The 18,781-nt window shown below is 70.8% G+C and carries 15 protein-coding genes; 8 read left to right on the forward strand and 7 right to left on the reverse strand.

Features of this window, described 5'->3' with window-relative positions; all coding sequences use genetic code 11:
• The first annotated feature begins 1 nt into the window (after position 1).
• A complete protein-coding gene (locus ACP7BP_RS06935) occupies positions 2 to 2,812 on the forward strand; it encodes an alkaline phosphatase family protein (RefSeq protein WP_426243812.1) in 2,811 nt (936 codons plus the stop codon).
• Positions 2,813 to 3,032: 220 nt separating this feature from the next.
• Here ACP7BP_RS06935 and ACP7BP_RS06940 read toward each other — a convergent pair whose 3' ends face one another.
• The gene (locus ACP7BP_RS06940; RefSeq protein ID WP_426243814.1) at positions 3,033 to 3,749 is read right to left on the reverse strand and encodes a DsbA family oxidoreductase; all 717 of its coding nucleotides are present in this window, start codon (positions 3,747 to 3,749) and stop codon (positions 3,033 to 3,035) included.
• Between the two features lie 94 nt (positions 3,750 to 3,843).
• Here ACP7BP_RS06940 and ACP7BP_RS06945 point away from each other — a divergent pair, with 94 nt between their 5' ends.
• Positions 3,844 to 4,260, forward strand: a complete 417-nt coding sequence (locus ACP7BP_RS06945) for a winged helix-turn-helix transcriptional regulator (RefSeq protein ID WP_426243816.1) — start codon at positions 3,844 to 3,846, stop codon at positions 4,258 to 4,260.
• Positions 4,261 to 4,452: 192 nt separating this feature from the next.
• Here the strand turns inward: ACP7BP_RS06945 and ACP7BP_RS06950 are convergent, their stop codons facing one another.
• The 3 genes from ACP7BP_RS06950 to ACP7BP_RS06960 form a co-directional block, all read right to left on the reverse strand.
• Positions 4,453 to 5,055 carry a hypothetical protein gene (locus ACP7BP_RS06950; protein ID WP_426243818.1) on the reverse strand — a complete coding sequence of 201 codons (603 nt, stop codon included), beginning with the start codon at positions 5,053 to 5,055 and terminating at the stop codon, positions 4,453 to 4,455.
• A gap of 224 nt (positions 5,056 to 5,279) precedes the next feature.
• On the reverse strand, positions 5,280 to 6,398 hold the full coding sequence (gene rlmC, locus ACP7BP_RS06955) for a 23S rRNA (uracil(747)-C(5))-methyltransferase RlmC (protein WP_426243820.1): 1,119 nt from the start codon (positions 6,396 to 6,398) through the stop codon (positions 5,280 to 5,282).
• Between the two features lie 3 nt (positions 6,399 to 6,401).
• Entirely contained in the window at positions 6,402 to 7,859 is a 1,458-nt protein-coding gene (locus ACP7BP_RS06960) for an aminopeptidase P family protein (RefSeq protein ID WP_426243822.1), read from the reverse strand.
• Between the two features lie 49 nt (positions 7,860 to 7,908).
• Here ACP7BP_RS06960 and ACP7BP_RS06965 point away from each other — a divergent pair, with 49 nt between their 5' ends.
• The 4 genes from ACP7BP_RS06965 (at position 7,909) to ACP7BP_RS06980 (ending at position 13,113) form a co-directional block, all read left to right on the forward strand.
• Positions 7,909 to 9,042, forward strand: coding sequence for a PrsW family intramembrane metalloprotease (locus tag ACP7BP_RS06965; protein WP_426243824.1), 1,134 nt, complete (start codon positions 7,909 to 7,911; stop codon positions 9,040 to 9,042).
• Positions 9,039 to 10,811 (forward strand): dynamin family protein, encoded by a 1,773-nt coding sequence (locus ACP7BP_RS06970; protein WP_426243826.1) that lies wholly within the window; start codon positions 9,039 to 9,041, stop codon positions 10,809 to 10,811. The genes ACP7BP_RS06965 and ACP7BP_RS06970 overlap by 4 nt, the downstream gene beginning before the upstream one ends.
• A 90-nt stretch (positions 10,812 to 10,901) precedes the next feature.
• Positions 10,902 to 12,557, forward strand: a complete 1,656-nt coding sequence (locus ACP7BP_RS06975) for a YfjP family GTPase (protein WP_426243828.1) — start codon at positions 10,902 to 10,904, stop codon at positions 12,555 to 12,557.
• Between the two features lie 157 nt (positions 12,558 to 12,714).
• Positions 12,715 to 13,113: a single-stranded DNA-binding protein gene (locus tag ACP7BP_RS06980; protein WP_426243830.1), complete on the forward strand. Its 399-nt coding sequence runs from the start codon at positions 12,715 to 12,717 to the stop codon at positions 13,111 to 13,113.
• Positions 13,114 to 13,119: 6 nt separating this feature from the next.
• Here the strand turns inward: ACP7BP_RS06980 and ACP7BP_RS06985 are convergent, their stop codons facing one another.
• Complete coding sequence (locus ACP7BP_RS06985) at positions 13,120 to 13,248, reverse strand: hypothetical protein (RefSeq protein ID WP_426243832.1); 129 nt, start codon at positions 13,246 to 13,248, stop codon at positions 13,120 to 13,122.
• 143 nt (positions 13,249 to 13,391) lie between these two features.
• On the opposite strand from ACP7BP_RS06985, the gene ACP7BP_RS06990 reads away from it, so the two are divergent.
• Together ACP7BP_RS06990 and ettA are read left to right on the forward strand one after the other, a co-directional pair.
• Positions 13,392 to 15,017 (forward strand): ABC-F family ATP-binding cassette domain-containing protein, encoded by a 1,626-nt coding sequence (locus ACP7BP_RS06990; RefSeq protein WP_426243834.1) that lies wholly within the window; start codon positions 13,392 to 13,394, stop codon positions 15,015 to 15,017.
• A 51-nt stretch (positions 15,018 to 15,068) separates the two neighbouring features.
• Positions 15,069 to 16,751 carry an energy-dependent translational throttle protein EttA gene (ettA, locus tag ACP7BP_RS06995; RefSeq protein ID WP_426243836.1) on the forward strand — a complete coding sequence of 561 codons (1,683 nt, stop codon included), beginning with the start codon at positions 15,069 to 15,071 and terminating at the stop codon, positions 16,749 to 16,751.
• Between the two features lie 94 nt (positions 16,752 to 16,845).
• Here ettA and ACP7BP_RS07000 read toward each other — a convergent pair whose 3' ends face one another.
• Together ACP7BP_RS07000 and ACP7BP_RS07005 are read right to left on the reverse strand one after the other, a co-directional pair.
• Positions 16,846 to 17,391 (reverse strand): MarR family winged helix-turn-helix transcriptional regulator, encoded by a 546-nt coding sequence (locus tag ACP7BP_RS07000; RefSeq protein WP_426243838.1) that lies wholly within the window; start codon positions 17,389 to 17,391, stop codon positions 16,846 to 16,848.
• Positions 17,392 to 17,403: 12 nt separating this feature from the next.
• Positions 17,404 to 18,618 (reverse strand): acetyl-CoA C-acetyltransferase, encoded by a 1,215-nt coding sequence (locus tag ACP7BP_RS07005; protein ID WP_426243840.1) that lies wholly within the window; start codon positions 18,616 to 18,618, stop codon positions 17,404 to 17,406.
• Between the last annotated feature and the right edge of the window lie 163 nt (positions 18,619 to 18,781).

Consider the following 18,781-nt stretch of genomic DNA (forward strand, 5'->3'; position numbering starts at 1 on the left):
CATGAACGTCACGCGTCAACGCAGAGGCGTCACGCGGCGCCGTCTGGCGCCTCTCGGCCACCGGCGGCGAGTCCGCCTCCTGGTCACCGCAGTGTCGGCCTTCGCCGTCGCCGGCGGAGGAGTGGCCTACGCCAACACCGCGATCTTCGGCGAGCACCAGGTCGGCACCGAGTACGCCGACGGGATCCAGGTGTCGGCCGACCAAGTCATCAAGCCGATCGGCGAGCGCCTCATGACGGAGTACGGCAAGTTCATGGGCTCGACGGTCAGCCCGGACGGGCGGTTCCTCGCCGCGACCAGCACGGACCGCTCCGTCGTACTGCAGATCTTCGACCTGTCGACCTACCGGCTCATCTGGCGAGTCGGCACCGCCGCCGGGGTCAACCAGCGGCTCACCGACGCCAGTGTCGGTCAGGAGGGCCCGACGTACTCGCCCGACGGCAAGTTCCTCTGGCTGCCCCAGAAGAACGGACTGACCCGCTTTCCGGTGAGCCCGGACGGTTCCTTGGGCGCCCCCACCACCGTTCCGATCGCGGCGGTGCAGGGCCGGTCCGCGCTGACGGGGAAGTCGATCTACTCCGCCGACGGCTCGACGCTCTACGTCGCCGTCAACGGCCAGAACCGCGTTGTCTCGCTCGACCCCGCCTCCGGTGCCATCAAGCAGAGCTGGAACGTCGGCACCGCGCCCCGCGACCTCGCCCTGGTGGGAAACAAGCTCTACGTCAGCAACGAGGGTGGCCGCCCCGCCCAGCCGGGCGAGACCACGATCAACTCCTACGGCACCCAGGTGCCGGCCGACCCGGTGACCGGCGCGTCGACGACAGGGACGCTGAGCGTCGTCGACACGGCGCAGCCTTCCGCGGCCGTGACCTCCATCGACGTCGGTCTCCATCCGACGTCGATGATGGTCACCAAGGGCGCGCTCTTCGTCACCAACACCTTCGACGACACCGTCTCCGTGGTGGACACCGAGAGCGACAGGGTCGTCCAGACGATCGAGACCAAGCCGTGGCCGTCGTCGACCGTGGGCTATGCGCCGAACAGCGTCGCCCTGACCGAGGACGGCCATCTGCTGGTGACCCTCGGCCGAGCGAACGCAGTCGCCGTCTACCGCTACTACGGCGACCCCCAGGAGCCGGTCAGCTACATCGGCCTGCTTCCGACGGACTACTACCCGTCGGGCGTCGCGACCGTCGGTGACCAGGTCGTCGTCACCAACACCCGCGGCATCGACGCTCGGGGCCCGGAGATCACCTTCAACGCAGGCACGGGAACCACGCCGGCCAAGGGCCATGGCACGCACAGCACCACCGCCTCGCTGACCCGCTTCACGCTGCCCAGCGACCAGGAGATCGCTGACAGCGTCGCCACGGTCTTCTCCCAGAACGGTTGGGGCAAGAACGACGTCAAGGAGGCCAAGGGCAAGAAGGCCCACGCCGTCCCTGTCCCGAAGCGGGTCGGCGACCCGTCGACCATCAAGCACGTCTTCCTCATCGTCAAGGAGAACCGCACCTACGACCAGGTGTACGGCGACGACCAGCGCGGCAACGGCGACCCCTCGCTGGCCCAGTTCGGCGCGACGGTCACCCCCAACCAGCACGCCCTCGCCAAGCAGTTCGGCCTCTACGACAACCTCTACGACATCGGCACCAACTCCGCCGAGGGCCACAACTGGCTGATGCAGGGCGACAACCCCGAGTACACCGAGTCCAGCGCCGGCGAGTACACGCGCAGCTACGACACCGAGGACGACGCGCTGGGGCACCAGCGCTCGGGCTTCCTGTGGACGGCGGCTCAGGCCGCCGGGGGGAGCGCGCGCAACTTCGGCGAGTTCATGATGTTCGAGAACAAGCCGGCCGGCGCGACCTGGCAGCAGTACTACTGCGCCAGCACGAGCGTGGAGGACGGCGGCGCTCCGGCCCAGCTGCTCGATCCCAAGATCCGGGTGAACACCCAGTCGCCGATCCCGTCGCTCAACGCGATCTCGAACCACGACTCGCCCATGTTCGACACATCGGTCCCGGACCTCTACCGCTACCAGATCTGGAAGCAGGACTTCGAGCAGAACGGTCCCGCCAACCTCAACATGTTCTGGCTCTCCAGCGACCACACCGGGGGACCGGTCAGCCCCCGGGCGCAGGTCGCCGACGGTGACCTCGCGGTGGGCAAGATCGTGGACAAGATCTCGCACAGCAAGTACTGGAAGGACTCCGCGATCTTCGTCGTCGAGGACGACAGCCAGAACGGCGCCGACCACGTCGACGGCCACCGCGCCCCGGTCCAGATCATCAGTCCCTGGGCCAACCACCGCACCGTCGACAGCACCTTCTACTCGCAGATCACCCTGGTGCGCACGATCGAGCAGATCCTCGGCGCCCAGCCGCTGAACCAGAAGCTCGCCGCGGCCACGCCGATGTTCGACGCGTTCCAGCACAAGCCCGACTACACGCCGTTCACGGCGGTGCCGAACCAGGTCCCGCTGACCGAGAGCATCGCCACACCCCCGGCCTGCGGCCTGGACACCCTGGGCCTCTCCGGCCAGGCCGCCAAGGACCTGAACGCCGCCGAGGCGAAGAGGGCCGTCGTACCCGGGCCTGAGAAGGGTCTGGCCAAGGCGTGGGAGAAGTGGATCGCTCAGCAGCACCTGACCGGCAACGGCGCCATCGCGGACTACGCCCACCCCGAGCAGATGAACCGCTGGACGTGGTACGAGACGCACAGCTGGACGACCCCCTACCCCGGTGACCCGGAGGTCTACGGTCCCGCCGAGGTCCCCGGAGCGTCGATCCCCTCGGCTGACCACGACGGCTGATCACAACGGCTGACGCGTGACGTCGGCCCCGACACGGACGGCCCGCCGGAGACACCGGCGGGCCGCTCGTCGTCTTCGCCGTCCTCCGATCAGCGTCCGCGTTGTAGAACGCGAGGTGCTCGAGCCCTCGACGTTGACGATGCCGACATCCGCCGAGGCGAGGTCACCTGCCGCCTCTCCGATCCGGCACGCAGATGGCCTACGAGGCTCTTGACGGAGATCATGAGGTGGCCCTTCGGTCGGGCAGGCAGACGCCGTCCTCCGGAAGGCACATGCCGCCGGCCTCGTCGGTGACCTCGGACGGCGTCCTGCTCGCCCAGGCTTCGTGCAGCAGGGCGAGGATCCCGTCTGTGTCCCGGGCACCCGACAGGGTGCGTCGGCCGTCCACGACCAGGAAGGGTGTCCCACGCGCGCCCACGTCCTGGGCCTCCTTCTGGTCCCGCTCCACCCAGGGGCGGTAGCGACGACTCTCGACGGCTTCACGAGCCTCGACGGGGTCGAGCCCGATCTCCTCTGCGAACGAGACGACCTGGTCGATCGTCCACAGGTCGCGTCCCTCTCCGAAGTGGGCTCGGAAGGCGGCGCGCCAGGCGGTGGCGTGCATGCCCTTCTCCGTGGCGAAAGCGAGCAGCTCGTGCAGGTAGTCGGTGGGCCCCAGCGTGCGGTCGAGGGCGGCGTAGGGCTTCAGGCCCTCACGCTCGGCCAGCACCTCGATCGGCCGGAGGGCCTGCTCGGTGCTCGCGGGGGTCATGCCGTACCTCCGCGAGAGCTCGCGCTGGGTGACTCCCTCCCGTGGCAGGTCGGGGTGGAGGGGGAACGAGCGATGAACGACCTCCACCTGGTCGCGGTGGGGGAATCTCTCGAGTGCAGCACCGAGGCGGTGCTCGGTCAGCCCGCACCACGGGCAGATGATGTCGGACCAGAACTCGACTTTCATGACAGCTCCTTGGTTACTAATTGTTCGTAACCACATGATGTGTCAGAATCGAGGCCGCTACAAAAGGCACCTTGATGTGCGTGGAGGAGACGAGATGGCGGCGAAGAATGTCCGCAGGAACGTTCGCGAGGTTCCTGGCCCGTGCGCCAAGTGGGGCGACCTTGATGCCGACTTCATCCGCGAGATCCTGGATCTCATCGGAGACAAGTGGACGGTTCTGGTGATCGGCACTCTCGAGGCCGGGCCGAGGCGCTATTCCGATCTCGCCTACGGCATCCCCGGCATCTCCCAGCGCATGCTCACCCTCACGCTGCGCAAGCTGGAGCGGGACGGCCTGGTCACCCGGACCGCCTATGCGGAGGTGCCGCCACGCGTCGAGTACACCTTGACCGCCCTCGGGGAGTCGTTGCTCTCGAGCGTCCTGGAGCTCGCCGCCTGGTCCGTCGAGCACCATGGCGAGATCAAGGGCCGTCGCGGCCGGCGCGACGGCCGGGTGCCAGCCGGGTCCTGATACCCGGATCGCACACACCTGGCTGATCGCCCGCCGAACGGCTCAACGGGATCGCGGGATCCTGATCGTGTTGCGCTGGAGGTCGACGGTCCACTTCGGGCGGTCGTCGTCGGGTGAGGGGAGCACGAGCGCCGACGGCCCCACCACCCACCCCGTGGACGTGTCCCGAGCGGAGACCGCGACGCCACGGGCTCAGTCGCAGTTGTCGCAGACCCCGGTCGAGGGCAGCACCATGAAACAGGTGGGGCAGAGAGGTGCGGGTGCCGGCTCGGGCTTGCGGGCGGTCGTCGTACGCCGGGCGGCCGGTGCAGCGGAGCGGGTGGCGCGGCTCGTGTCGGGTGCCCGTCGTACGGGCTCCCGTCGAGGTGGGAGTGAGGGCACGCCGCCCCCGGGTGGCAGCTCGGCCCCGTGGAATCGATAGCAGTCCAGTCGCTCCTCGGCCGCGTGCTGCTCCGGGTCGGCGATGGCGTCACCGCGGACGGTGGCCACGGTGTCGGAGTACCAGTCGCTCATCCGCCCGTCCGGTCCCACGCAGAGCGCACCCAGGAGCGGCTCGCCGCGGCCGTGGCACGCCCTCGCGACCCGGTAGAGCACGTCTCCGAGCCAGAGGGAGGCCGCGTGGCGGGTACGGATGCGCGTGCGCTGCTGCACAGCCTCGGCCAGGTCGGCGACGGTGATGACCGCGTGATAGTCGCCGGCCGTGTCGGCCAGGACGTGGCGGGCGGCCAGAGCCCACGTCTCCCGGGTGGTGTCGATGTCGAGCGTGCGGGCCTCGATCCAGGCGACTTCATCCACGCTGCGAAACCTATCTGGCCGCGAGTGCCGGCGTTCACTTGCGGCTGGTGGAAGCGGTAGGGCCGGGCGCGAGGCCTCGCCTTCGAGGCTCGTCGCTGGCGTTCCTCACACCGGGACCAGGGGCGGGGATGGTGAAGCTCGGGCACGACGGGGCGGCGGTGCTCACCGACCTCGGCCGCTACCAGGACTCCAAGCAACCTGCACGTACACGTGCACGCCGGCGCTCAGCGCGAGAGCAGCACCATCACCTCGTAGTGCCGCGTCTGCGGGAACATGTCGAGCAGCACGGCCTCCACCGGCCGCAACGACGGCATCAGTGCGAGGTCGCGGGCCAGCGACTCGGCGTTGCAGCTCGAGTAGACGACGTGCCCCACCTCTGAGGCCTCGAGCCACGTCGCCAGGTCGGCGCCGATGCCCCTGCGTGGCGGGTTCACGATCACCAGCTCCGGGGCTCTCGAGACTCCCAGGGCGTACGCCGTGGCGTCCGCCGCGACGAACGAGACCCCGGGCAGCCGGGCTTGGCGAGCGGACAGCCCAGCCGACTCGACCGCCGGCGCGCTCACCTCGATGCCCGTCACTGTCCGACCGGGCGCGGCGCAGTGGAGGGCGAAGCCGCCGACGCCGCAGTAGAGGTCCCACAGGGAGGCCGGCGCGACGGCGTCGACCCAGGTGCGCGCCTGGCGGTAGAGCGCGGTGGCGACCTCGGTGTTGGTCTGGAAGAACGACTGGGGACGCAGGTGGAGGTCGAGGTCCCCGATCCGCATCGTCAAGGTCTCCGCCGGGGTCAGCACGATCTCGTCCGGGCCTTCGAGCACCGCCTTGTGCTCGGGCTGCAGGTTCACCGACACCACGCAGAGCCGTGGGAGGGCGGCCTGCAAGGCGGGCAGGTGCTTGCGGATCCGCGTCACCGGCTCCTGCGAGCGCAGCACGAGCCGCACCATCAGGCCACCGGAGGGCGCCTCGGTCACGAGCAGGTGCTTGAGCTCGCCGCGCCGCTCCGCGATGTCGTACGGCGTCAGCCGGGCGGTCGTGACGAACGAAGAGAGCACGGGCAGCGCCGCCTGCAGGCCGGGGGAGTGCAGCCCGCAGTCGCGCAGGTCGACTCCCTCACCCGCGGCGTCGAGGATGCCGATCGTCGGCTCGTCGACGGTGCCCGCGACGACCATCTTGGCCTTGTTGCGGAACGCCGACTCCGGGCCGGTCACCGGGGGCAGCCAGGTCAGCCCGGGCGCAGCCACCAGTGAGCGACAGTGGGCCTCCTTGTCGCTCACCTGGTCGGCGTACGCGACCTGCAGCAGGGTGCACGAACCACACCGGTGGGCGTCGTGATGATGGCACTGCATGGATCAGCCGCGGAGGCGGCCCATCCACTCCTCGACCTCGGCGGAGGTGCGCGGCAGCGACGCGGAGAGGTTCCGCGAGCCGTCGGCCGTCACCAGGATGTCGTCCTCGATGCGGATGCCGATGCCGCGCAGCTCCTCGGGCACGAGCAGGTCGTCCTCCTGGAAGTAGAGCCCCGGCTCGACCGTGAGCACCATGCCCTCCGCGAGGTCGCCCTTGGGATAGACGTCGGCGGAGGCGCGGCCACAGTCGTGCACGTCCATGCCGAGCATGTGGGAGGTGCCGTGCAGGGTCCAGCGCGCGTAGACCTTCGAGTCCGGGTCGAGCGCCTCCTCCGCCGAGACCGGCAGCAGGCCCAGGTCGTCGAGGCCGTGGGCGAGCACGTCCATGGCGGCGTTGTGGGCGGCGAGGAAGGGCACGCCGGGGCGCACCGCGTCGATGCCGGCCTGCTGCGCGGCGTGGACGAGGTCGTAGAGGTCGCGTTGCACCGGGGTGAACCTGCCGTCGACCGGAAGCGTGCGCGTGACGTCGGCGGTGTAGAGGTTGCGCCCCTCGACGCCCATGTCGAGCAGCACCAGCTCACCGGGCGTGATGGGTCCGGTGTTGTCGATCCAGTGCAGCGTGGTGGCGTGCCTGCCGCCGCCGACGATGGAGTCGTAGCCGATGTCGTTGCCCATGGCGCGGGCGCGCCGGAAGAAGGTGCCCTCGAGCCACCGCTCGCCGAACTCGAGGACGCGGTCCCACTCGCGCACGGAGTCCTCGAAGCCCAGGGTGGTGACGTCGCAGGCCTCCTGCAGCTCGGCGACCTCCCAGTCGTCCTTAAGGAGTCGCAGCTCGGAGGCCACCCGCGCGAGCTCGTCGTCGCGCGAGGAGTCGGCGCCGACAAGGCCGTCCACGCGTGCATCGAGGCCCCGGTGCACGCGGGTCTTGCCCGACCCCGACAACGCCTCGGGCAGGTCGTCGATGTGCTTGACGGTCAGGCCGAGCGAGTCGGAGATCTCCTTGAGCGAGGGGCGGCGGCCCGCCCACAGCTCGCCGTACTGCCGGTCGCGGAAGAACTCGTCGGTGTCGCGCGACGACCGCGGCCGGGCGTAGAGCGTGGACTCGCCGCCGTCGATGACCAGCACGGCGTCGCTGGTCTGGTTGCCGCTGAAGTAGGTGTGCGCTGTGTCTGACCGGAAGCGGTAGTCGGTGTCGTTGGCCCGTACCTTGAAGGACCCCGCAGGCAGCACCAGGCGCTCGCCCGGGAAGGCCTCGGCCAGGCTGGCTCGGCGCGCCTCGGCGTACGACGTGATCGGATGCGGCGGCAGGTCGAGCTCTCGATCGCCCCACCCGGTGCGCATGAAGGCGGCGTAGGCCGCCGGCACGGCCGGGTCGTGCGACTCCGTGTGCAGCTCGTCGGTGACGGCGGCACCGGTCTCGCTGGTGGGCTCGCTGGCGGCCTGAGGTGTCTGGTCGGTCACGAAAGGCACTCTACGCCCGCTGCGGCGCTGCTCGGATAGGCTGCGGCGCATGGTCGCGTACCGTCGAGAGACCCGTCGAGACGGTGTCGGCTTCACCGTCGTCGTCACGGTGCTCTCGCTGCTCGGGGCGCTCGCGATGGGCCTGATCATCGCGCTGTCGGGGGCTCCCGACTCGCTGTTGGTGGCCACCGCTCTGGCGGCCCTCCCGGTGGGTCCGCTCGTCGGCTGCTACCTGTGGCTCGACCGCTACGAGCCCGAGCCGCGCAGCCTGCTGGGCGCCGGGCTCGTGTGGGGCGCCGTCGTCGCGACCGCGGCGGCGCTGCTCCTGCAGGGGGTGGGCGGCTGGGTCGGCGGCTTCGACGACATGCAGATGCTGGCGGTGGTCGCGCCGGTGACCGAGGAGGCCACCAAGGGGCTCTTCCTCCTGTTGCTGCTGTGGTGGCGCCGCCACGAGCTCGACGGTGTGCTCGACGGCATCGTCTACGCGGGCCTGGTCGGCATCGGCTTCGCGTTCACCGAGAACATCCTCTACCTCGCCGCGGCCTACAACGGCACCGGTGGCATCGGCCCGGGCGGCACCGAGGCGCTGACCGACAGCTTCGTGGTGCGCTGCCTGGTCAGTCCCTTCGCGCACCCGCTCTTCACCGCCTTCACCGGGATAGGGGTCGGGCTCGCCGTCGCCAGCCGCACCGGCCTCGGCCGCTGGTTCCTGCCCCTGGCGGGCTATGCCGTCGCCGTACTCGCCCACGGGTTGTGGAACTCCGCGACCCTGGGCGGCGCCGACGGGTTCGCCACCGTCTACGTCACGATGATGGCGCCCGCCTTCGTGGCGGTGACGGCCTTCGCCGTCTGGCGGCGCCGCTCCGAGAAGCGCATGCTCGCCGCCGCGCTCGGTGACGCCGCCCGGCGCGGACTCCTGCCGGCGACCGACATCCCCTGGCTGGTCGACCTCGGCGCCCGTCGGGCGGGCCGTGCCCACGCCCGTCAGGTCGCGGGCGACGAGGGCGAGCGCGCCATGCGCGACTACCAACAGGCCGCCGTGGAGCTCGGCTTCCTGCATCATCGGTACCTTCGAGGCACGCCGCCCCCCGACTTCTCGGTGCGCGGACAGCAATATGTCGACCGGCTCGGCGCCGTTCGTCCCTACATCTCCTTTCCCGGACAGGTGGTACCCACCCGATGAGCGAGACTCCTCCCACCGAATCCGCAGCTGCCGGGGCCGCCGAGAAGACCGGCGGCGACGCCGACAGCACGCGCATGCTCACGGCGCTGGTCCGGCTGCGCGGATCGCTGCAAGAGGTCGCCCTGCCCCTGGAGATCCCCGGGGTGGTGACGCAGCGCCAGGCGCAGCGCGAGATGGTCGACCAGCTCGAGGACTACGTCATCCCGCGACTGATGACCATCGAGGCCCCGATGCTCGCGGTGGTCGGCGGCTCCACGGGTGCCGGCAAGTCGACGCTGGTCAACTCCCTCGTGGGTCGCCGCGTCACCGAGCCGGGCGTGCTTCGTCCGACGACCCGCTCACCGGTGCTGGTGCACAACCCCGCCGACGCCCACTGGTTCGGCCAGGACCGCCTGCTGCCCGACCTCGAGCGGGTCACCCGCTCGACCAACGACCCTGAGGCGCTGCAGCTCGTCGCCTCCCAGGAGGTGCCGGCCGGTCTGGCGATCCTCGACGCCCCCGACATCGACTCGGTCGAGGAGCGCAACCGGACCCTGGCCGCCCAGCTGCTCGCGGCCGCCGACCTGTGGCTCTTCGTCACCTCGGCGGCGCGCTACGCCGACCAGGTGCCGTGGGAGTTCCTCCGCCAGGCCGCCGAGCGGTCGGCCGCCGTGGCGATCGTGCTCGACCGCACGCCGCCCGACGCCGTCGAGACCGTGTCGACCCACCTGGCCCGGATGCTCGCCAGCCGCGGCCTCAAGGACTCCCCGCTCTTCACCGTCACCGAGGGCGGTGTCAACGACGAGGGCCTGCTGCCGGCCTCATCCGTCGCCGACATCCGGGGCTGGCTCGAGTCGCTCGCCGCCGACGCCGAGGCGCGTACGGCGGTGGTCAAGCAGACCCTCGACGGCGCGATCCGCACCATAACCCGCCGCACCCACTCGGTGGCGGACGCCGCGACCGAGCAGGTCGACGCCGTACGCCGGCTGCGCGAGGACGCCAACAAGGCCTACGACGCCAGCGTCGACGAGATCGTGGAGGCGTCGGCCGACGGCACCCTGCTGCGCGGCGAGGTGCTCGCGCGCTGGCAGGAGTTCGTCGGCACCGGCGAGCTGCTGAGGTCGCTGGAGAATCGCGTCGGCTGGATCCGGGACCGGATCGTCAACGCCGTGCGCGGCAAGCCGCAGCAGGCCGAGCGGGTGACCGTGGCCGTGGAGTCGGGGCTGGAGACGCTGATCCTCGAGCACGCCGAGACGGCGGCCGAGCGCGCCGAGGGATCGTGGCAGTCGATGGCGTCCGGGCAGGCGCTGCTGACCGACGCCGGTGAGGACCTGGGCCGGGCCTCGCGCGACTTCCGGCGCAAGGCGGAGCGCGCCGTCCGCGACTGGCAGGCCGACGTGCTTGACATGGTCCGCACCGAGGGCGCGGACAAGCGATCCACCGCAAGGTTCCTGGCCTTCGGCGTCAACGGCCTGTCGGTGGCGCTGATGGTCGTCGTCTTCGCACACACCGCAGGCCTCACCGGCGCCGAGGCCGGCATCGCGGGTGGCTCGGCGGTGCTCGGGCAGAAGCTGCTCGAGGCGGTCTTCGGCGACCAGGCCGTCCGCACGCTCGCCGAGCGGGCCCGCAAGGACCTCGAGCGACGCGTGCGGGAGCTGCTGGACTCCGAACGGCGTCGCTACCTCGACCTCCTCGATGCTCTCGCCGTGACCGTCGACGGGCCCGACGCGCTGAGGCAGGCGTCGCGACGCGTCGACGACCTGAGGTTCGCGGCGCAGCGCAAGGAATAGCCGAACGACCCACCGAGAAGCCGGAATCGGGCGGATCGGCCCGGACACAATAGGCTTGCCCGTCAATACCGGACCGCCGCGAGGGAGACCATGACGTCCGTGCTCGAGGGAGCCAAGAAGCTGGTGAGCCGCGGCTCCGACATCGGTGCGCGCATCGCCGGCCTCGAGCAGGCCGTGACGGCCTCGCGAGGTCGCGTCGACGACCAGGTGGTCGACGATGCGAGCGCCGTCGCCGAGCGCGCCGCCGGCCGGCTGCGACTCTCCGCCGACCACACCGTCGTGGCGATCGCCGGCGCCACGGGCTCCGGCAAGTCGTCGACCTTCAACGCGCTCACCGAGCTCGAGCTCTCGGCCGTCGGCGTACGCCGCCCCACGACGTCGTGGGCGACCGCGTGCGTCTGGGGGAGCGCAGGTGCCGCAGAGCTGCTCGAGTGGCTCGGCATCCCCTCGCGCCACCAGGTGACCCGCGACTCGCTGCTCTCCACCGGGCGCGAGGACAACCTCCTTCAAGGGGTGGTGCTGCTCGACCTGCCCGACCACGACTCCACCGAGGTCTCCCACCACCTGGAGGTCGACCGGCTGGTCCAGCTCGCCGACACGCTCGTGTGGGTGCTGGACCCGCAGAAGTACGCCGACGCGGCGGTCCACGACCGCTACCTCGCGCCGCTGGCGAACCACCAGGAGGTCGTCCTGGTCGTGCTCAACCAGATCGACCAGGTGCCCGAGGGACGTCGCGAGGCGATGCTCGACGACGTACGCCGACTGCTCGCCGCTGACGGCCTGGCCGGGGTGCCCGTGCTCGCCGTGAGCGCCCGCGAGGGCTGGGGGATCGACGAGCTCCGTGCCGAGATCGCCAAGCGCGTCGCGGCGAAGAAGGCCACCAAGCAGCGCCTCGAGGCGGACATCAAGGGCGCGGCGTCGCGTCTGCAGGAGGTCACCGGCGACGGCAAGGCACGCGGGCTGGCCAAGGACCGGATCGCCGCGCTGGACGACGCGTTCGCGGAGGCCGCCGGCGTACCCACCGTGGTGAAGGCCGTCGAGGAGTCCACCAGGATGCGCGCCAACCGTGCCACGGGCTGGCCCGTCACCTCGTGGCTCTCGAAGCTGAAGCCCGACCCGCTCAAGCGGCTCCACCTCGACCTCGGCAGCGCCGGCAAGGCACTGGCCGGCACGGCCCGCACATCGGTGCCCCAGGCCACGCAGGTGCAGCGCGCGAGGGTCGACACGGAGGTGCGTGCACTCGCCGACCAGGTGTCGGAGGGCCTCGCGCGGCCGTGGGCCAACGCCGTGCGCCGCGCGTCGACCGGACGTCTCGACGACCTCGGCGACCGCCTCGACAAGGCGCTGGCCGGATCCGATCTCGGCGTTGCCAGGATCCCGGTCTGGGCGGGCCTAGTGCGCGTGCTGCAGTGGGCACTCATCCTCGCCGCCGTGGCGGGGGCGGTCTGGCTCGGGCTGCTGGCCTTCGGTGCCTACCTGCGCATCGACAACGTGCCGACTCCCGAGGTGGTTGGCTTCGCCGCTCCGACGCTGATGCTGGTCGGTGGGGTGCTGCTGGGGGTGCTGCTCGGGCTGGTGTGCCGGGTGCTGGTGGGCCTCACCGCCCGCAGCCGGGCGCGGACGGCCGACAAGAGGCTGCGTGGGGCGATCTCAGAGGTGTCCCGTGAGCTGGTGGTGGAGCCGGTCGAGGCCGAGCTCGCGGCGTACTCCTCAGCGCGGTCGGGCCTGGCAGCGGCCATGCACTGAGTCGTCTCGGGCCGCAACCCGTCCACAGCCAGCCCTCGCGGCGCGTTCTCCACAGGCCGTCCCGGAGGTCGCCGTGCTCGTCGGTGGTCGCGCGGACGCTGGTTGTCGCGACGCAGCCGCGTCGCACGACCGCGATCCGACGACTGAGGACACCACGATGAACGACACGATGATCACCTTCTCCGGCTGGGTCGGCGGCAACGTCGAGCTGGGCCGCACCGCGACGGGCACCTCCTTCGCCAACCTGCGCGTCGGCAGCACGCCTCGCCGGCTCAAGGACGGCACGTGGGAGGACCAGGAGACCGTCTGGTACTCCGTGAAGGCCTGGCGCACCCTCGCGGAGAACGTCGCCGCCAGTGTCCACCGCGGCCAGCCCGTGCTGGTCTCCGGCCGGCTGGTCGCCGAGACCTGGGAACGCGCCGACGGGTCTACTGCGACGCGTCACGTCGTGCTCGCCACCGCGATCGGCCACGACCTGTCCCGGGGGCGGGCCGAGTTCAGCCGGCCGGCCAGCCCCGAGAACGTCCAGGAGGCGCGCCCGGAGGCGGCCGCGTGAGGTGGGTCAGTCCGCGCCCGGGGGAGTCCAGTGCTGCCGCGTGGGACTCTCGGCGATCTCGCGCACCTGCTCGAGGTTCAGCGGGGGCCGCGCGGCGGTGACCGGGGGATGCGGCGGGTGGCCGAGGGGGCTCATCGTTATTCGGTTGGCTCGTGCTCGTCGGCCGCGTACCGTGAAGGCCGTGAAGACCTCCTGAGCCGACCAGCCGCCGCGAGCGGTCCGTCCGACTGCCCAGGACACCCATGTCTTCGACTCCCACTTCACACTCCGCCGCCACCGTGACCCTGCACGACCTCGGGGTCGCCTTCGGCGGGCGGACCCTCTTCGCCGGCCTCGACCTGGTGCTGGCTCCCGGCGACGTCACGGCCGTCGTCGGTGTCAACGGCTCCGGCAAGTCCACGCTGATGCGGGTCATCACCGGCGATCTGCCCGCCGACTCGGGCATCGTCAGGGTGGCGCCCGCCGACGCGACGATGGCGTGGCTGCCACAGGTGGTGCCCGATCGCGAGGAGTCGCTGCTCGACTACGTCCGCAGGCGCACAGGGGTTGCCGCGGCCGACGAGCGCCTCGAGGCGACCGCCTCTGCTCTGGGCGAGGGCGTCGAGGGCGCCGACGACGCGTATGCCGATGCGCTCGAGCGCTGGCTCGCCCTGGGCGCCGCCGACCTGGTCGACCGGCTGCCCGCGGCCGCGAGCAGGGTCGGCCTCGACGTCGAGGCCGGCCGCCCGCTGGGTACGCTGTCCGGCGGCCAGGTCGCCCGCGCCTGCCTGGTCGCGGTGCTGCTCAGCCAGTACGACGTGCTGCTGCTCGACGAGCCCACCAACAACCTCGACAGCCGGGGCCTCGACCTGATGGCCGGCTTCGTGACCTCGCACGCCGGCCCGGTGCTGATCGCCAGCCACGACCGAGCGTTCCTCGACCGCGTGGTCACGTCGGTGGTCGAGCTCGACCTCCACCAGCAGTCGATCGCCCACCATCCGGGCGGCTGGTCCGACTACGTCGCCGCGAGGGAGCTGGCACGTGCGCAGGCCAGGTCGGCGTACGAGCGGTACGCCGACGCGCGCGACTCCCTGGCCGCGCAGTCGCAGCAGCGCCGCGCCTGGGCCGAGAAGGGCACGCTCGCCGTCAAGCGGGGCGACGAGCCCGACAAGCACCTGCGCGAGCGCGACCAGGCGCGCGCCGACCGTCAGGGCGCGAAGGCCGGTCGGCTGCGGCTCGCGGCCGAGCGCCTCGATGTGGTCGAGCAGCCCCGCAAGGAGTGGCAGCTGAGGTACTCGCTGGCTGCCGGCCCGCCGTCGACCGACGTGGTGGCCACCCTCGCCGACGCCGTCGTACGTCGTGGCGCGTTCACGCTCGGTCCGGTCTCCCTCGCCGTCGGTCGCGGCGACCGGGTGGCCCTGATGGGCGACAACGGCAGCGGCAAGTCCACCCTCCTGGCGGCGATGCTGGGGGAGGTGCCGCTCGACGATGGCCGGCGGTCACTGGGGGCGAGGGTCACGGTCGGCGTGCTCGACCAGGAGCGCCGGCCGCTCGACTCCGCCGAACGGGTCGTCGAGGTGGTCCGGCGCGAGCTCGGCGACACCGACCCGAGCGACGTGCGCACCCTGCTGGCCAAGTTCGGCCTGGGTGCCGAGCACGTCGACCGGCCGGCGGCCAGCCTCAGCATGGGGGAGCGCACCCGTGCCCTGATGGCCGTGTTCCAGGCGCGCCAGGTCAACACCCTCGTGCTCGACGAGCCCACCAACCACCTCGACGTGGCAGGCATCGAGCAGCTGGAGGCGGCGGTCGCGGCCTACGACGGCACGCTGCTCGTCGTGAGCCACGACGAGCGCTTCCGGGAGGCGGTCGGGCTCACCCACGAGTGGCGCCTGGCTGCGGGCCGGGTCGAGGTCGTCGCGCTGTGAGCGGTCCGAGCGATGCGAGTCGGGAGCCCCCGCGCGGGTAGGGTTTCGGTCATGGCTGAGTACGTATTCACCTTGCGCAATGTGCGCAAAGCCCATGGAGACAAGGTCGTCCTCGACAACGTCACCCTCTCCTTCCTGCACGGCGCCAAGATCGGGGTCGTCGGCCCCAACGGAGCCGGCAAGTCCTCGATGCTGAAGATCATGGCGGGGCTCGACCACGCCAACAACGGCGACGCGATCCTGGACCCCGACGCCACCGTCGGGATGCTGCAGCAGGAGCCTCCCCTCAGCGAGGGCAAGACGGTCCTGGAGAACGTCGAGGAGGCGGTCGGCGAGATCAAGGGCAAGCTCGACCGCTACAACGAGATCTCCGAGCTGATGGCCGACCCCGACGCCGACTTCGACACGCTTCTCGCCGAGATGGGCGACCTGCAGACCGACCTCGACCACGCCAACGCGTGGGACCTCGACAGTCGCCTCGACCAGGCCATGGACGCGCTGCGCTGCCCGCCGCCCGAGGTGCTCGTCGACAACCTGTCCGGCGGTGAGCGCCGCCGCGTGGCCCTGTGCAAGCTGCTGCTGCAGCAGCCTGACCTGCTGCTCCTCGACGAGCCCACCAACCACCTCGACGCCGAGTCGGTGCAGTGGCTCGAGGGTCACCTCAAGAGCTACCCGGGCGCCGTACTCGCCGTCACCCACGACCGGTACTTCCTCGACAACGTCGCCGAGTGGATCGCCGAGGTCGACCGCGGCCAGGTGCACGGCTACCAGGGCAACTACTCCACCTACCTCGAGACCAAGCAGAGCCGGCTCAAGATCGAGGGCCAGAAGGACGCCAAGCGCGCCAAGATGCTCGAGCGCGAGCTCGAGTGGGTGCGCTCCAACGCGAAGGCCCGGCAGACCAAGAGCAAGTCGCGGCTGGCGCGCTACGAGGAGATGGCGGCAGAGGCCGACCGGATGCGCAAGATCGACACCTCCGAGATCAACATCCCGGCGGGCCCGCGGCTCGGCGACATCGTGCTCGAGGCCGACGACCTCGACAAGGGCTTCGAGGGCCGCACCCTCATCCACGACCTCGACTTCAAGCTGCCGCGTGCCGGCATCGTCGGGGTCATCGGCCCCAACGGCGTGGGCAAGACCACGCTCTTCCGGATGATCACCGGCCAGGAGAAGCCCGACGAGGGCGAGCTCAAGGTCGGCCAGACCGTGAAGATCTCCTACGTCGATCAGAGCCGCGGGGGCATCGACCCGCAGAAGAACGTCTGGGAGGTCGTCTCCGACGGGCTGGACTTCATCAAGGTCGCCAACTTCGAGATGAACTCACGCGCGTACGTCGCCTCGTTCGGCTTCAAGGGCCCGGACCAGCAGAAGAAGTCCGGTGTCCTGTCGGGAGGTGAGCGCAACCGTCTCAACCTCGCGCTGACGCTGAAGATGGGCGGCAACCTGCTGCTGCTCGACGAGCCCACCAACGACCTCGACGTCGAGACGCTGTCGTCCCTCGAGGACGCGCTGCTCGACTTCCCGGGCTGTGCCGTGGTCACCTCTCACGACCGGTGGTTCCTCGACCGGGTCGCGACCCACATCCTCGCCTGGGAGGGCGATGACGAGGATCCCGCCCGGTGGTTCTGGTTCGAGGGCAACTACGCGGCGTACGAGGAGAACAAGATCGAGCGCCTCGGCGCCGAGGCCGCCCGCCCGCACCGTGTCACGCACCGCCGCCTGACGCGCGACTAGAGGCGGTCGCTGCTCCGGCGGTGCACCGCGACCTCTGAGGCCTGCGCGCACGTGGCGGTGCGCTACCCACGTTCGTGGCGGGTGAGACTGTGGCTCAGGCACCGCTACCCGTGGACGGCGCGGACTGGCGTAACCACCTGAGCTCCATCTCCGGGTGGGCGGCGATGAGATGGTCGGCGACGGCGTTCAGCACGCGCCCGATGGCCTCGAAGTCCTCGGGAGCGGCGAGGTCGACGAGGTGCTCCCGCACGCCGGCGACGTGGGTGTGCGCCGCCGTCTCGAGCAGGGCGAAGCCGCTGTCGGTCATCGTGGCGACGATGCCGCGACCGTCGTCCGGCGACTGCTCCCGGACGACGTACCCCGCCTTCTGCATCCGGTCGATGGTGTGCGTCACCCGGCTGCGGCTGTGGGCCAGGGCGTCGGCGAGATGTGCCATCCGCATCTGCCGGCCCGGTCGCTCCGAGAGCCGAACGAGGATCTCGTACTCCACGAGCGACAGGTTGTGGCTGCGGCGCAAGTCGTCGTCGAGCCGCCCCACCAGCAGGGTGTTGCCCAGTATCCACGCCCGCCACGTCCGCTGTTGGGCCTCGTCGAGCCAGCGGGTCTCGCCAGGCTCGGCGCCCGATGGTGCGTCCGACATCTCGACCACTCCTCAGAGACGCTCGAGGATCAGGGCCATGCCCTGACCGCCCCCGACGCACATCGTGATCAGGCCGGTTGTCTTGTCGTGCCAGTCCAGGCTGTTGAGCATGGTGTTCTGCAACCGCGCGCCGGTCATGCCGAACGGGTGCCCGACCGCGATCGCGCCGCCATTGACGTTGAGGCGGTCGAGGTCGATGCCGAGGTCCTGGTACGACGGCACGACCTGCGCCGCGAAGGCCTCGTTGATCTCCACGAGGTCGATGTCACCGATGCTCATCTTGGCGTTGGCCAGCGCACGCCTGGTCGCCTCGACCGGTCCGAGCCCCATGATCTCGGGGGACAGCGCCGAGACGCCGGTCGACACGATGCGGGCCAGGGGAGTGACCCCGAGCTCGGCGGCCCTGCTGTCGGACATGATCACGACCGCTGCCGCGCCGTCGTTGAGGGCGCAGCAGTTGCCCGCGGTCACCACACCGTCGGGACGGAAGACCGGCTGCAGCTGCGAGACGGCGTCGTAGGTGACCCCCGCGCGCGGGCCGTCGTCGGTGCTGACGACCGTGCCGTCGGGAGTCGTGACCGGGGTGATCTCGCGCGCCCAGAATCCGTCGTTGATCGCCTTCTCGGCGAGGTTCTGCGAGCGCACGCCGAACTCGTCGAGCTCCTTGCGCGACAGGCCGCGCATCCGGGCCACGTTCTCGGCGGTCTGGCCCATGGCGATGTAGACGTCCGGCGGCGTCCCGTCGTCCCGGGGGTCGTGCCAGTCGACCCCGCCTGCGGCGGTCTTCGTGGTGCGCTCCTCGGCCTCCTCGAAGCGCGTGTTGTGCGTGTCGGGCCAGTGGTCGGGGGTGCCCTTGGCGAACCTCGACACCGTCTCCACGCCGGCGGAGACGAACACGTCCCCCTCGCCGGCCTTGATCGCGTGGAAGGCCATCCGCGTGGTCTGCACCGACGAGGCGCAGTAGCGGGTGATGGTCGCGGCGGGCACGTCGTCCATGCCGTTGAGGACGTTGACGACCCGGCCCATGTTGTTGCCGGCCTCACCGCCGGGCAGTCCGCAGCCGAGGTAGAGGTCGTCGACCGTGTGCGGGTCGAGGCCCTCCACCTTGTCCAGTGCCGTCTTCACGATGAACGCACTGAGGTCGTCGGGACGCAGGTCCCGGAGGGACCCCTTGTTCGCGCGGCCGATCGGCGTGCGGGCCGCGGAAACGATGACTGCCTCGGTCATGGCAACTCCGATCTGGGGGGCGATGACTGCCCTCGTCACCCTAGACGGTCCCCGACAGCGTCGGTGGGAGTGAGGCGGGCCCCTCGGCTGGAAGGCCACCACTGCCGACCGGCCGGGCACCGGCGTCTGGCAACATCGTGGCGTGCGTCATGTCTACGAGTGC

It is taken from the genome of Nocardioides sp. LHG3406-4 (genome assembly GCF_049897745.1).
Lineage (GTDB): Bacteria > Actinomycetota > Actinomycetes > Propionibacteriales > Nocardioidaceae > Nocardioides.

Bases quoted from the DNA above. Each gene is read 5' to 3' on its own strand.
- ACP7BP_RS06935 (WP_426243812.1), top strand. From the start codon at position 2: ATGAACGTCACGCGTCAACGCAGAGGCGTCACGCGGCGCCGTCTGGCG.
- ACP7BP_RS06980 (WP_426243830.1), top strand. From the start codon at position 12,715: ATGAACGACACGATGATCACCTTCTCCGGCTGGGTCGGCGGCAACGTC.
- ettA (WP_426243836.1), top strand. From the start codon at position 15,069: ATGGCTGAGTACGTATTCACCTTGCGCAATGTGCGCAAAGCCCATGGA.
- ACP7BP_RS06965 (WP_426243824.1), top strand. From the start codon at position 7,909: ATGGTCGCGTACCGTCGAGAGACCCGTCGAGACGGTGTCGGCTTCACC.
- ACP7BP_RS07005 (WP_426243840.1), bottom strand. From the start codon at position 18,618: ATGACCGAGGCAGTCATCGTTTCCGCGGCCCGCACGCCGATCGGCCGC.
- ACP7BP_RS06985 (WP_426243832.1), bottom strand. From the start codon at position 13,248: ATGAGCCCCCTCGGCCACCCGCCGCATCCCCCGGTCACCGCCGCGCGG.
- ACP7BP_RS06975 (WP_426243828.1), top strand. From the start codon at position 10,902: ATGACGTCCGTGCTCGAGGGAGCCAAGAAGCTGGTGAGCCGCGGCTCC.
- ACP7BP_RS07000 (WP_426243838.1), bottom strand. From the start codon at position 17,391: ATGTCGGACGCACCATCGGGCGCCGAGCCTGGCGAGACCCGCTGGCTC.
- ACP7BP_RS06940 (WP_426243814.1), bottom strand. From the start codon at position 3,749: ATGAAAGTCGAGTTCTGGTCCGACATCATCTGCCCGTGGTGCGGGCTG.
- ACP7BP_RS06970 (WP_426243826.1), top strand. From the start codon at position 9,039: ATGAGCGAGACTCCTCCCACCGAATCCGCAGCTGCCGGGGCCGCCGAG.
- rlmC (WP_426243820.1), bottom strand. From the start codon at position 6,398: ATGCAGTGCCATCATCACGACGCCCACCGGTGTGGTTCGTGCACCCTG.
- ACP7BP_RS06945 (WP_426243816.1), top strand. From the start codon at position 3,844: ATGGCGGCGAAGAATGTCCGCAGGAACGTTCGCGAGGTTCCTGGCCCG.